The sequence below is a fragment of the Paenibacillus paeoniae genome (assembly GCF_003388735.1).
Taxonomy (GTDB): domain Bacteria; phylum Bacillota; class Bacilli; order Paenibacillales; family Paenibacillaceae; genus Pristimantibacillus; species Pristimantibacillus paeoniae.
In genome coordinates this window covers 676242-690708 of the sequence record NZ_QUBQ01000001.1, presented here as the reverse complement: position 1 = coordinate 690708, position 14467 = coordinate 676242, and the positions used below count along the sequence as shown (strand labels likewise).

At 40.5% G+C, this 14467-nt stretch carries 9 protein-coding genes and 1 pseudogene; 3 read left to right on the top strand and 7 right to left on the bottom strand.

Translation table 11 applies throughout. The features are described from left to right. Positions 1 to 74: 74 nt before the first annotated feature. The 6 genes and pseudogenes from DX130_RS03130 to DX130_RS03110 form a co-directional block, all read right to left on the bottom strand. Complete coding sequence (locus tag DX130_RS03130; RefSeq protein WP_116042755.1) at positions 75 to 3371, bottom strand: UvrD-helicase domain-containing protein; 3297 nt, start codon at positions 3369 to 3371, stop codon at positions 75 to 77. Further along, positions 3364 to 6261, bottom strand: coding sequence for a PD-(D/E)XK nuclease family protein (locus DX130_RS03125; RefSeq protein ID WP_116042753.1), 2898 nt, complete (start codon positions 6259 to 6261; stop codon positions 3364 to 3366). The genes DX130_RS03130 and DX130_RS03125 overlap by 8 nt, the downstream gene beginning before the upstream one ends. Positions 6262 to 6279: 18 nt before the next feature. Next, the gene (locus DX130_RS03120; RefSeq protein WP_116042751.1) at positions 6280 to 7245 is read right to left on the bottom strand and encodes a helix-turn-helix transcriptional regulator; all 966 of its coding nucleotides are present in this window, start codon (positions 7243 to 7245) and stop codon (positions 6280 to 6282) included. Between the two features lie 365 nt (positions 7246 to 7610). Beyond that, a pseudogene (locus tag DX130_RS27375) lies at positions 7611 to 7799 on the bottom strand (DUF7695 domain-containing protein). 41 nt (positions 7800 to 7840) lie between these two features. Continuing rightward, positions 7841 to 8002 carry a hypothetical protein gene (locus DX130_RS26325; protein ID WP_165861134.1) on the bottom strand — a complete coding sequence of 54 codons (162 nt, stop codon included), beginning with the start codon at positions 8000 to 8002 and terminating at the stop codon, positions 7841 to 7843. Positions 8003 to 8411: 409 nt separating this feature from the next. Then, positions 8412 to 8954: a hypothetical protein gene (locus DX130_RS03110; RefSeq protein WP_116042748.1), complete on the bottom strand. Its 543-nt coding sequence runs from the start codon at positions 8952 to 8954 to the stop codon at positions 8412 to 8414. Positions 8955 to 9451: 497 nt separating this feature from the next. On the opposite strand from DX130_RS03110, the gene DX130_RS03105 reads away from it, so the two are divergent. The 3 genes from DX130_RS03105 (at position 9452) to DX130_RS03095 (ending at position 13029) form a co-directional block, all read left to right on the top strand. Then, positions 9452 to 10768 (top strand): tyrosine-type recombinase/integrase, encoded by a 1317-nt coding sequence (locus DX130_RS03105; protein ID WP_116042745.1) that lies wholly within the window; start codon positions 9452 to 9454, stop codon positions 10766 to 10768. Between the two features lie 247 nt (positions 10769 to 11015). Continuing rightward, positions 11016 to 12137 (top strand): tyrosine-type recombinase/integrase, encoded by a 1122-nt coding sequence (locus DX130_RS03100; RefSeq protein ID WP_165861133.1) that lies wholly within the window; start codon positions 11016 to 11018, stop codon positions 12135 to 12137. Then, positions 12121 to 13029, top strand: a complete 909-nt coding sequence (locus tag DX130_RS03095) for a tyrosine-type recombinase/integrase (RefSeq protein WP_116042741.1) — start codon at positions 12121 to 12123, stop codon at positions 13027 to 13029. Before DX130_RS03100 ends, DX130_RS03095 begins: the two co-directional genes overlap by 17 nt. 396 nt (positions 13030 to 13425) lie before the next feature. Here DX130_RS03095 and darG read toward each other — a convergent pair whose 3' ends face one another. After that, the gene (gene darG, locus DX130_RS03090) at positions 13426 to 14457 is read right to left on the bottom strand and encodes a type II toxin-antitoxin system antitoxin DNA ADP-ribosyl glycohydrolase DarG (RefSeq protein WP_116042740.1); all 1032 of its coding nucleotides are present in this window, start codon (positions 14455 to 14457) and stop codon (positions 13426 to 13428) included. Between the last annotated feature and the right edge of the window lie 10 nt (positions 14458 to 14467).

The window sequence follows — 14467 nt, the reverse complement described above, 5'->3', positions numbered from 1 at the left end:
TAAGCAAAAAGACTAAATGCAAAGGCTGCTAAATTCAACAGCATCCTTTGCATTTTTTGTTCTACAGTATCATCTCAGCTCAAACTCATATAATTCTGATGTTCAACAAAATAAAGCCCCGCTTCCTTCACCCTATACCCAAATGTCTGCTCCCACTCCCGTGCATAGGTCATCACCTGCGGCCGATAGAAACGAACAAAAGTTTCTTCTTTCCCTTCTTCGAAGTGGTCTGTCTTGAAATCAACGATCACCCAGCCATCCTCTTCTTCAAACAGGAAGTCGATGACACCCTCGACATAGACTGTACGCACAGAGCTTGCTAATATCCCACCCTCTGTAGACGCTGCAACTTCCGGGTCGGAGTCAGCCTTGTCCGAAATTTCATCCGAGCTTTTCTTAAATAAAAGCCTGACCTCATGCAAACGTGTTTTTGCTCGGAGCGCTCGTTGCCATAACTCACTTTCGGTAAAAGCAACCACTGCAAGTATGGCTTCCGCCACGAAGTCATCGTTCACTTTGAGTTGATCTGCCAGCATCTTCATATAGGCCGTTAGCTGCTCCCCTAACATGCCTTTACCGGCAGCTTCAATGCCCATATGTACAAGGCTGCCATAAGCCATACCGCGCCCCTCGGACGACCATTCGGGTATTTCACCCGAACTCTTGGACAGACCGGTGACAGATACTCTCGCATACGTGGACTGTCCCTGCCGCAGAATTCTCTCAGTTCGATCAGTCATGATCGCCGTTAAGTCTAGTTGCCCTATAAATTCCGCGCGTTCTTCCTCCTCAAAGGCAGACATCTCAAGCTCTGGAACCATCTCCATTCCTTGAAGGAGAGGACTCCATGGACATTTCGCTGGTTGATCGGGATATTGACTTATAACCAACATTTGCTTAGCACGGGTGGCAGCCACGTATAGAAGCCTGTCCTTTTCAGCGTTCATAAACTCTCGTTCTTTGAGGTTCATCGCCTCCCAACCCACAGGTTGAGCTATAATTTCTTTCACAAACTCATATTTTTGCTGCGATATGATAAAATAACCAACAGCTGGCTCAACTGTCCGATCAACATACTCTGTAGCATCGTGATCCGATTCACCACAAGGGCACGCAAGGAAAACAACTGGTGCCTCAAGCCCTTTGGCCTTATGCAGATTCATTATTCGCACGGATTGGTTTCGCCCCGCATATAAACTAGAGGTTTCTACACCTTTTCCTTGGCACCATTCTGCTAATGTGTCCGCCAAAGCCCCCCACCCTGCTGCACTATTAATCTCATCCTGCAACTGCTGCAATAGCTTGATTAACGTCCCAGCACGTGTCGATCCTGCTTCTTTCTGGGAAGTATGAACGAGCAAGCCCATATCCTCTGTGATGCGGATTAATGCTGTTACTGCCGGCAGCTTACGAGTCCAAGCATAGTATTTGCGCAGCTTCTCAAGTACTGTGTATACAGGCATCGTTTCCCGTATTTCAACTCCGTCATCGGATACGGCCAGGAAATGAAATGGATGCCCCGCCTTTTTGTAATCATAAAGCTCTTGATCACTGATGCCAAACAGCTCTCCACGTAGCACAGATAGGAGTGCTATTTTATTAGAAGGATCAGCTAAACAAGCAGACAACTGCGCCAAACTATACATCTCCGGGTAAATGGCCGCGCTGCCAGCTGTATCTGCCGAGATTCCACAGCGATCCAATGCTTCAGCATACAGACTAATGAACTCTCTCGTTTTTAGCAAAATAAGAAAATCACTCGGTACCGCTCTTCTCACCTGGTATTCGCCTTTTACATCTCGCTCCTGAATATTCAGCCCGTTCTCGCCACAAGCCCAAGCGATATAAGCTGATACCTGTTTAGCATCTTCATTAGCAACTGCAGCCTTCCCTCCTGCCATTTTCGGATAGGTCAAGGTATGGATACCATGTGTTGCCTTTGTCTTTGCTGTTGGATTAGGAGATTGTGTCTGCATCTGAACAAAAGCAGCTTGCTGTTCACTGGCTACTTTAGGAAATTTAGACTCAAACTGATAATTGACATAATCACCAATGGCCTGCACAGATCGAAAATTGGCATGGAGCTGCAGTACATCTCCAGTCTCTGTGATTCTTCGTTTTACTTCGTTATAAATGGAAATATCTGCACGTCGGAATCGATAAATCGATTGTTTCGGATCGCCGACAATGAATAAAGAACCTGGGCGGGGCTGCAGCTTACGCCAATCTTTTTCACTTGGGTCCTCAGCATTTCCGGTCAGAAGGAACATCATCTCCGCTTGAATTGGATCGGTATCCTGGAACTCGTCTACCAGCAGCCGCTGAAATCTGCTAGCAAAATAACCTCGCACACTAACGGATTCACGTAGCAAGGTTGTCGCCTTTTCAAGTAAATCCTGAAAGCTGACAACCCCCGACTCTATTCTTCTTTGCTGAGCATATGCTACGGCAGGCGCAACAAAATGGATCAGCTTCGGATACAAATACTCCCGCCAAGCTTTCAGGAAGGGAAATAGAACAGTAATTTGCCAGTCTTGGAATCGATCACGCATTTCCTTCGCTTTCGCCTTATCTGTCCATTTATTTTGCGTGACGTCCAACTTCTTATCGAATTCCATCGCCATGGACAGCACATGAAGGTCATTCTTCCAGCTCCAATTGCGCTCCTTCTGTTTAATTATGCGCAGGGCCTTTTGCAACGCATCCCAACCTTTTTCAGGCTCATACGTCGGCATATAGGGCCATGCCTCTGACATCAATGGTGGCAAGGACAAGCGAATCAAATCGAAATCAGGACGCGGCACTTCAGTTGCTTCTATGTTCACATCACTAAACAGGGATACCCTGTCATACACAGCTTTAAGTGTATTCACATTAATGCCATATTGCTGAAGCTCCACCAACTCATTTACCCGTCCAAGCTCAAGTTGCAGCATGTAATCGTCCCAGCAACGGCTTTGGAACTCCTCCCCCGCTTGTTCATCTAACTCTCTGAAAGCAGGGTCCAAACCCGCCTCTACAGGACGCTCACGAAGCAGCATGCCACAGAAAGCATGAATGGTGCCAATAAAATTCTGATCGAGTCCCTCCATTGCAGCTGCATACCGCTCTTTTTCTACTGCATCATCTGCATGGCTTAGCGACTTTTCCAATGCTAACCGAAAACGCTCCCGAAGCTCATCTGCCGCTTTATTTGTAAAGGTGATTGCCGCAATGCGCCCAACCTGTGTTTTTCCGGTTCGAATCAGAGATACCATTCGGCCAACAAGACTCGTCGTTTTACCTGATCCGGCTCCCGCTTCAACTAATAAGTTGGTTTCAAGATCGTCTTCGATACGATTTCTAGCTTCCCAATCACTAGGTCTACTCAATGGTTTCCACCTCCAAGAGCTCTTTCAAATTCTTGGTATTGTCCGGATCCTTCTTTTTATCTGTCATAAAAGTAGCATAATTCACGCAGACCGTCGCATAATCACAATAACGGCAACGCTTCGCATCCTCTGTTGGAATATACACGCCCTGTTCCATAGAGATCAATAGATTCCTTACAACGCCAGTTAACAACTCACGCTTATCTTGCAGGCGCACCACTTCACGCCCAACCCCTCTCGCTGTCGGAAAATAGTACGATGACTCCGTAACCCGGGCATCCTTATCTCTGCCCGATTCCTTCAGCCACTGTTCCGCTGCCAGCGCATAGAGTGCATGCTGTAGCTGTGTTCCACCAGCAAAGTACCCATTCTCACGATATTTGTTCGGATTACCTGTCTTATAATCAATAATTCGATAGGAATGGGGTTCAATTTGATCAATACGATCAATAAATCCTTTTATTGTGATCATGGAACCATCTGTCAGTTTAAGCTGCATAGGTTCTCCATCAATCGTAAGTTCTTGCTCAAAATAACGAGGGCATGTCGTCTTTATCAATTCTTCGTTATAAAACCAATCCACATCTTGTCGGATCTCACCATACTCTTTAAGCAAGATATGCTGGCTTGGTGCAGGAATTAATTGCGTGTAGTTTGCCAATTGTTCTTCAGTTATGTATTGCAGAAGACTTCGGTCATGATTCGCTGGCAGTGAGCCATCTGATGTAATTTGTTTCAAATACTCATAGAAAATACGGTGTAGTAAGTTCCCGCGCTCCATAGGTTCTAACCAGCGCTTTCGATCATAGACCACTTCATTTTTTGACCATATTCCAAGGATATACCCAAAGTAAAACCTCATCGGGCATTCAGCATAACGTTCCAGCTGGCTTGCACTAAAAACGCGTTGCCCGATATCCGCGGCGAATGCCTCTGATTGAATGAAGCCATCATGCGCAGTTATCGTGTTTGAGATCCGTTTCATCACGGCATCACTACCATTACTGAGATCATTGTACGCCTTATTCAACACATCCCACCCACTAAGCAATCGGCCGCGATTATCTAGCAAAGCATCCATCCATACATCCAATTTATCAAGTGGAGTTATCTCTGCATTAGCCTGGGTATTTATTTGATAACTCACAGGGCTGCCAAGTGCATTTCCTAAAACGGAGTAATCTGCATCCGTCAACAATGTTTTATTACGGAATATTTGAAGAACTTCAAAAGCAGCGCTCACTTGCTTCCCTTCTGTAATCTGATAAGAAGTATAGCTTAATGTCACATTCCCCGTGATATTCGCCAGCCTTCTAAGACGATCAATTTTAAATTGTCTGCCGCGCTCCGAAGTCAGTGTAAGATTAACGCTAATGTTTTGTCTTTCTTCATCCAACAGAAGTGGATCCTGCCTGGATGATACATACCAGTTATGTTCATCCATGCCGACCATATAAGTAAATGGCCTTCCCGTTAAACCACCACTCGATAGGGAAGAAATGTGAATAGCACCGGGGTTGGGAGTTGAGGCCACTTTTACGCGAATTCCTGATAGGAGCTGCTCTACATACTGCAATGCAACGTTTTTTTTCATTCCTGAAGACGAAATCGCATCTACTGTAGTTAATGATGCAACAAGCTCATCCATTTTTTTGACAATAAGCGTATCGTCTTCGTTCTGAATCGTTCCATACTTTGTAATGATCTGCTGCAACCACGATAATATAAAAGTTGGATTCCATGCATCGTCTCTCGGCCATTTCGCGAATATTCCCTGAAATATCTTCCTAAGGTTGACTAGTATCGGTTTCGCTTCTTCTTCCTCTATAGTTGATTCAAGCAATTCTAAATAACGTTCCTTGCCCCAACCAATTTGGATAGCTTCTATTGAACGAATCCACTCAGATGCCCCGATACTATCGTCCACATTTTGAAACGATAATCCACCTTCACGTAGTAAACCAATGATATCCGTAACTTGAAAATCATTGTCGAGCCAATGAAGCAGCTTTAATAATGTACGACCCATTCTGGCATATTGAATTGGCAACCCATTTGCAAAGGTACACGAAATATCCAACTCAGAGGCCAGCGTTTGAATTGTACCCGCGTATGGGTCGTAGTTGGATGCAATGATTTCGATCCGATCAAGTGGTTCTTGTTGTGATAATATCCTTCTCATCACTTCGCGAATTTCAGCCAATGTACCCGTTGCATGGAATATCTGTGCCTTGTCTGCTGGAAAGTCAGATTTAGATGCCGTAAATGGTAAGTCATGCATTAGCGTTACTAGTCGTTCTCCAGCTATTTTATTAACGATCGTCTGCTGGGACTTGGTCAGTAAACGATTCTCAGGCATGATATAGATCGTTCCGTCCTGATCAACAACTACCAGATCAGCTAGTATCATTTGATCTACGAAGTTATACGACTCAAGCATTTTTTCGTATCGACGAAGGACTTCTGTTACAAACAATCCTTTCCGATGATCAACGAAATGTGTCAGATCTAAATCTTTTGCATGGACAAATGCTTGCCGTAAGTCCTCGATGGAACGATGAAAACAAGAAACCATACCTGGTGTCATCACAGTTTGGGATAAATAGGGATCTTCACTTTTAGTCAAGTCCAACATAATCTTCTGAATGATCCAGAACGACTGCTCGGAACGAATAACTGTTTTCTGTTGCTGGAATAGTTGAAGGGAGGATTGTCTTAAAGCCAAACTTTCTATAGTCTGTACTTCTACATTCAAAACGTGACCATAGTCACGACAAACTTGATGCAGCCATTGCTGCCCGTCAGCGAATCTTGGCGCAAGTAGTACTTTCTTAGACAATGGAAAAGCTTCAAAGCTCTCATGCAAGTTACGAATGAAGGTTGATGGCATGCTATTTACGCTCCTTTTTTACTCGTATAAGGCTCTCCAACGATCTAGCTTCTGCCTCATGACTTCCCGATAAGCTTTGGGCTCGAGAATCTCTGCTTCAGGTCCATATTGACTTAACCAGTTCATAAATTCTCGCTCATGATTAACTGTCACTTCAAAGAGTAGGCTTCCATCCTTCTGAGGCGTTAACTTCGGTTTCACAAAGAGCTCCTCTTCCTTTACATAACGCGCAATACTCGCATGAAATCTCACTTTAAATCGAATCTGCTCTCTCCCTCGCTCTATGGACCAAGTGTTCTTCATATAGTTCTTTAGATTAAATTCACCTCTATCAAATGTTTCATCCAGCAGCTTAACATCTCGAAAACGACTAATTCGGAAAGTCCGAATATCACCTGCAGAACGACAATAACCAATTAAGTAGAATCGATGGTCACGGGGTACTAAATAATAAGGATCGATGTCTCTCTCGGACTCCTCATCACGACTTTGCGTATAATAAACGGTTCTTATCGTATTCTGAGATAAACTTGCTTGAATGATATCGTAAAGGAACGAAGCTCCTCCTTCTTCATCACGATAGGCGGGGGTTCCCATTTGAATGATATCTGTGACATGCTGTAGAATATCGACCCGCTTCGACTTTTCTTTCTTATGAACACCCATGACTTTTTCCAAGGCAGAGTCAAAACCTTCTGGGAGCAATGACTTTATTTGATCTAGTACAGAGGGCAACATCGAAAACGCCAAAGCTTCCTGTTCCGTCCAATCCAATGGATACATGGAGAAATTACTAATAAAAGCATAGCCTTTACTATGCCCATAATTGGATATCGGAATACTCATCGCATGCAGCGCTAAAATATCACGGTAGATATTCCTCTCGGATGTTTCACACCGTTCTGCTAACTCCCTTGCAAGAATTCCCGGTTTGGATTGTATTAAATTAATTATTCGCATTAGCCGAATTAATCGCTCTTTCACGTGGCTTTCTCTCCCCTATAGTCCTTTTGATCTAAACTACTAGATATAGTAATTTCGACCTAATGTCAGGAGAGTCCTGCCTAAATCCCATATTATGCAATTGCTTGGCTACTGCGATCCTTTACACCTTTGTTTGCAAGTGAATGGAGCCACCAGTATCCAATTCCATACGTAGGTTAATTGAATTAACTACTTGCTGCAAATAATGTAGCAAAGACTTTAGTCTACTACGTGTCAGAGAATATACGTTCGCTTAGCATATAAGAAGTAATGTTTGTTTTATAAAAAAGACATTTGCAAAATTAATTGCAAATGCCTAGTAACTTATGATGATCTGCGAACTACAAGTTTCATTACGCTTCCTTTCATTCAGATAGATCTTCATACCATTCAGATGGTACTCCCGAAGGAGAAGTACGTTTCACGTAATCACAACCACCGTTAACTGAAACTTTACCGCATCTGCATGTTTAAAAATCATGTACGGACTTTGATTCTATACTGTCTCCACATGTTGTTAAGCACCGTATGGCATTTTTAGTTAACTTGCGCAAGTGACCTCTCCTTTTATTTCACAAGTACATTAACCTCTCCGTTAAGAAAAAGAGTTGGCATCTTTATTTTTATCATCAACACTGTTCAGTTTATCATGATTTTGTATTTGTCGGTCCTTCTCTTTTTTATACTTTTCTATGAGGTAGTTGTAACAGGCAGCCTTTGTGTTTCTATCCGTACTAATAATTAGCTTAACTTGCATGAGACGTCCTCCTGGTAGTTATAATTCTGTGGGTGGATGCTTATATAAGGAAAAAACAAAAAAACGAAAAAGGAAGCCTCACTTTCAAACGGAGGCTTCCTTTTTCGTTTTTTATATCTCATTTTTGGTCCTTTAGAATTTTTGAAACATCAGATTTCTTCATTGATTGATTAATCGGGTACCACTTATCAGCCCAACTAAAATCTTCATTTAGGAGTTTGTTCATCTGATTAGCGTTTGCATTACCGACAAATATCAGAAACGACTCTTTATTATGATAAATAGTGGGGAGATGCAAATAACTCCAGTTAAACGGAGTATTTTCTGTTAAAAGATCTGAAAGAACCCGGAACAAATCTAAATCTGCATTCGCAAGATCAATTATCACGACACCATCAATAATTTCCAATCAAATGTGAAGTTGCTTATTGAGAATCTTCACAACGTATCCACTTATATGCCGCTTTTTACTTATTGAACTAATAATTATTTGAATAAACTCCATTTCGTTTATCACAGTATGCTCAATAAGTTTGAAAAGTGTATCATCGTACTCGAGATCAATATTCTTAAGATTAACTAATTTATACGTTGCTCTTGTCATAATGCCGAATTGCGCTAAAAATTCGGTTCCAATTTGCCTTGTATTTTGCATTAAGTTTGAAGTGCGAAGGAGATCACCCACAGTTGAGTTGCCCCACCCCGTCACTCTCCTCAACTCATTATATGTTATGCTAATAGATTCAGCTAATAATTTCCTGCGATTCCCAGGGTGATAGGTTTTCCCAATAAAATTAATCCATTTTTCTTTAATCTTGAATACATCTTTTATTTCGTACCAAGCGTTTTCTTTCCCCTTGGCTGAATCATGTTTACTCACATATATTTTTTCAGTTACTTGATCTTCAATAAACTTATCTACATAGTCATGTAGGTCGTTGAGTTTGTCCAAGCCAATCACCTGACTCAAATGTACTACGACTATACAGATGCATCATTTGAAAACCCTAAATGGTGCAGTTTTGAGGGCCATTTCTGCTTTTTCTTCTGATAAAACTAGTATCAGGTCGAAAACTACACCATTTGTGGAGCAGCATATAATGTCGGTATTTCCTTGAAATAATGATTATATAGAATCCCAAGTCTATGCTGATAACCCTCACCTCCTTCGTAATGGTTTATGGTCTAGTTGTCAGAGAAAAGCTTCCGTTTGTATAAAATTTTCAAGGAGCTGAGCAAACGCTTGATCATTCAAATAACAATCAAAACAAGTACCCTGTAGCCCCTGTAACACAGCGTTTTCCAAACTTCTTTTGGAATGAAAATGCGAAAAAAGTTTCATGGAAGAGCGCAACTACGAAAATTTATTCCGAAGAACGTTTAAAACCACGAAATTCAGTTCACACTGTTACCACGAACTCCGATGTTAAAAAAATAACGAAGGAAGACATGATAAATATGCTAGATGCTCTTTACTCAAACGAGCAGTATCATATAAATTCTGTCCCACATCTCGGTCCGGACCAGATAAACTTTTGGATTTTTGAAAACCAAATAAAACTCAATTTTCAAGCTGAGAAAATTACAGAATATTTTGGTTCACTGCAATCATCAAAAACTCCATTTGAGTTTTATAGAACGTATAAATGCTTCAATAAATTCTTGGAAAGCTTTTCTGTAACATTCAATATCCCTATTCCTAAAATAGACGATACAGAACTATTGAAACAGGACCGCTTTCTTAAAGTAATACAATCCGAAAAATTAGGTGATCCAGATGTTAAGTATCTTTCAAAAATCGTTAATCTTTATCATCCAGGTCTGGATATTGTTTTTTTCAAAAAGAGAAGAAATGCACCTCATGATTGGGAGCTAGAGCATCCTTTGATTGAGCTGCATCTTAGTAACTTCAAAGGATTAAAAAAAGCATCTTTACAATTTCGTAAAAGGGCTTTTTATTGGTTCCTTACATGGTTGTGTGATACGTACACTGCATTCAATTCATTTAATCTGAATGATGTCCCTCTCTGGCTTGTAACTCACGACCATTTAACTGAATTTCAACTCCATCTTCGACGAAAAATAGAGGATGGTGACATGGAGACTAGTTATGCAAGCACTATCTTGATTTACGTTAAGTCTCTATTTCAAAGTTTATTTCAGCTAGGACGTCTCTTAACTGATATTACTGATGATATTTCTGGTATTTCGTATGAAAGGTATCACTATCGTGAAATCCCATCCGATGAACAAATCGAACATCTATTTAAAGTAATACAAATATACTCACCCGATCCTTGTAAGTACGCTTTAGCATTCGAAATGATGCTGTATCTTGGACTCAGAAGGACTGAGGTATCCCAAATCCGTTGGGAAAATATAAATTTACATACAAATATCATTACGATCACAGGAAAGGGAGATAAAACGCATTCTCTTCCGATTCCGACTAAGATAGTCCAAAGACTCAGCCAAATATCGGCTTTACCTTCAGGTTATATTTTTTCACCTGTGCCAGAAAAATTTGCTCAGAGTCTTTATGAATATGTAAAGATGTTTTCATTGATAGCCGGTTGGAGTATTCATTCTGGGTTGCATTTACTTAGGCATACGATGCTTACCAAGCTTTCGTACAGACCAGACTGTCCGCCACAAATATTGAGGGTCTTAGGCAGGCAGAAAAATGCTGCAACCTCTGCCTTGTATGTTCACCGTAGTCAAGAAGAACTCCGTAATGCAACAAATAAAATTAACATTATCTTCTAGGCATGCAAAAAAGCCTTCGTGTAAGGTGATGATTACTTTAGTAGAATCACTAAAGCTCAAGCACCTTTCCGAAGGCGAATGTAGATAGATTAATCCCGTTGTCGGTTATTCTTTCATTGTAATACTCCCTCAGCCGCTTGGCAGGAGTCAACACACTAATAAATTAAATCTATTACATTTTACAATGAATTTCACCTATTTTCAATACAAGCAGATTAATAAAAATAAACAAGGGAGTGTACTAATTATGCCAATTGAGTTTCCCACATCACCGATGCAAAATCTTCGACTTAACATTCAACAACTTGTAGCTACATATGGAATTGACGGATTACAGGAAATTCTCGGCGAGTTTGGTTTAGGTGTTGACCCAACTAAGACACCCAATAATATAGAGGATATTTCCGGGGAAGCAGTAGAAGAATATTTTTTAAAATGTCCACGTTTTATTAGTCTAAGTCCAGATACTAGAACTACCTATAAATCTGAACTTACCCAGTTTTTTAAATTTTCAAAGCCCACCCCAACCTCAACTGCAACATTGAGGCAATTGGCAGAACCAAAGAATATCGTAGAATATCTTAACAAATATGAGCCGCGCTCGAATACAAGAGCAAAAAAGGCGTCATTCTTACGAACATTCTTTCGTACTACCTTAAAGCATTTCTTTAACGAAAAAATTGAAGAGATAAAGCCGTTACTTGAATTGAAAACTGATGAAAGTGATATCCCAAAAGCATTAAAAGTCGACCAGCTTCGTGAAGTTGTTCACTTGGCAGCAGCCAAAGGAAACGGGTTCAGAAACTTCACAATTATTATGACTTTCCTTAGTTCAGCTATACGGTTGAATGAACTTCTTCAATTGAAATTTGGTGATATCGATTCAGAACGTCAAATTATTCAAGTTGTTGCAAAGGGGAGAAAAGGTGCAAAAAGGCCAAGAACAATCAACTTATTAGGTCTCAGCATTCTAAAAAATTACATTAAATTCACTTACCAATCCCAAATTCATACTTTCACTGAGGAACAGCTGGATCAATTGCATGTATTCTCTACTGATGGGGGTAGAAGTGCAATGAGTCCAAGAAGTGTACAATACATTGTAAAAAATTTAATAAACATGGCAACCTCCATACCAAAAAAAATGAAGGACCAATACTCCGTACATACTTTTAGACATTGTTATGCTGTGTATGGTCTGGAGTCTGGAATTGACATTTATACTCTATCTAAATTACTTGGACACGAAAGTATCGAGACGACAACTATATATTTAAAGCTATTTGATGATCAGCTTAAAAGAGCAGTAGAAAACCATCCTTTCGCGAATGGATTAAATAAGGGGGATTCAAATGAGAGTTTTGCTTAATTCGCATTATTATCATGCGTGGGAAAACCATTGCAACCTTAGAGCTAAATCAAAAGAGAACTATATGTATGAATTACACAAATTCGAAACATTTTTATTAAATGAAGGGTTTACAGGTGTTCTCGATTTCGATAATTTTTTTCACTATCAGGATACGGAACAGTATTCACCGATAAACCAAAAATTTATTGATTCGTATTTTGATTATTTGAAGAACAAAGGTTACACGAATAGTGTCCTCTCCTCAAATGTATCAGCGCTAAAAAGCTTTTTTAAAATTCTTAAAAGCTTGAAAATGATTACACGAAATCCGGTTATATATTACAAAAATCCCTATCATAAAATTAAATACCGGGATAAATCTCTCTCTGAAGAGGAATGTTCATTGCTACTCGAGGCAGCTTTGAAGTTGGATCCATTTCACAGGCAGTATTACATAATCGTGCTGATGCTTCTTAATACAGGCCTGCGTAATAGCGAATTAAGGGAATTAACCATTTCACAAATCGATTTCGAACGGCAAATTATTTATGTTGACCGCGGTACAAAAACCAAAGCGAATACAGTCACAGTAAGCCAAAAATTATGTGATGAACTAAAATTCTTTGTAACTCGTTCATTTCATGAAGAGTGGCAGAAGTCAGGGAATGAAAATGTTTTTTTCGCTAAAAATAAGAAATTTACTAAAATTGGACTAAACAAGATTTTGAAGAAAATCAGCATTGTAGCAGGAGTTCGACCAATCACATGTCATTGGTTACGTTATACAATAGCATATCTGATGCAACTGAAAGGTATTGATACTCGAATAATTCAAAAACAGTTGCGACATCGTGATCACAAAACTACATTACATTATCTTTCTCAATTTTGCGAAGGGTTTGATTACTAGGGCATCCCTCTATGCCGCACGTTTGACGGGGCGGGGACAGGTGGTGCTGAAATTGAGCCCGATAGGGATTGAGGCCTGCCGCAATCGCCAAGCGCCTAATCATTTTACGAAAAACGTTCAGCAAACATATGGAAACTGATGGCTTTCAGGAAACACCGAGAGGCTCATCGTAGATAACGCGAGACGCTGCGGAGTGAGATCTCCATCTTCTTTATAATGCTCGTGCTCAGCCAGCGCGCGGTGTAGCTCTGCGAGACAGGAGTTCTTCTACCGCGCACTTGCCGAAGCGATGGAATAGACCGTGAAATCCTATACTCTCGCCGAGTTTGTACGAGGATAAAAAAATAAATGCCCTTCCAAGTTAATTGGACAGGGCATTCGTATCGTTGAATGGCATCAATTTTTAGCAGCTAAATGTCGCCACGCCATCTCAATATGAGACTCTTTAAATACTTTCTTTTTGCGTTCGTTCCATGCTCTAAAATGGTCAATTGCACGTTTTACATCGATCCTAGCATCCGGATGATGTTTAATAATCCAATCGGTAGTAGCCAGCAATTCAAGTCCGTATGGTGTTTCATAACCTTCGATTATTTGTTTAGTATCTTGAAGTCTTTTATCCGTTTTTTCATCGTTTAACTGTTTCAAAAACTCTTCAGCTTCTTTTGCTACTTCAGGTAACAAATAAATCTCTGCATCTCGATTTCGATCCCCATATCCCCTTAAATAGTGTCCCTCAAGTCTTTGAAGTACATGATTTAAATTATCTGCGTACGGTCCGTATTGGGCGCTTACAAATCTTAACTTTAATTCCTCACCACACTCTTGCAAAAAGTAGGCAAGTTTCTGTATTTCCAACAATGATAATTTATAGCCTGGGGCAGCATAAAGATTCATTAGCATAATGAGCAAAGCTCTAGCACGAGTTAACTTTGGCTTTTCAGTTCCAACACGCATTTTATCAGGCTCTGGACTTCCAATAGGTGGGTATACCATAAATAGAACATCAGGAACCTTCAATGCCGATTCCTCAATCATCGGTCTTACCAGTTCCCAGTCCAAACCGCCATTACCGCAACCTAAAGGAGGGATTGCGACTGATTTGATTCCATACTCTCGTATTTTCTCAACAAAATCGATTAATCCAGACTTTATGTCTTCGATCTTTGACTTTTCTTTCCAATGACGTTTAGTCGGAAAATTAATAATATATCGAGGATTAAACAAAGAACCAGTATCCACAATATACATTTTACCTGGCATAACCAAATTATTTTTGCACGCTTTTTCATACTCTTTAAAATTATCAGGAAAGGCTTGTTTAAATTGAAGTGCTATCCCCTTCCCCATAACTCCTACACAATTCACCGTGTTGACTAGAGCCTCGGCCCCAGATTCCAACAAGTTACCTTTTTTATACTCAATCACAATCTCACCA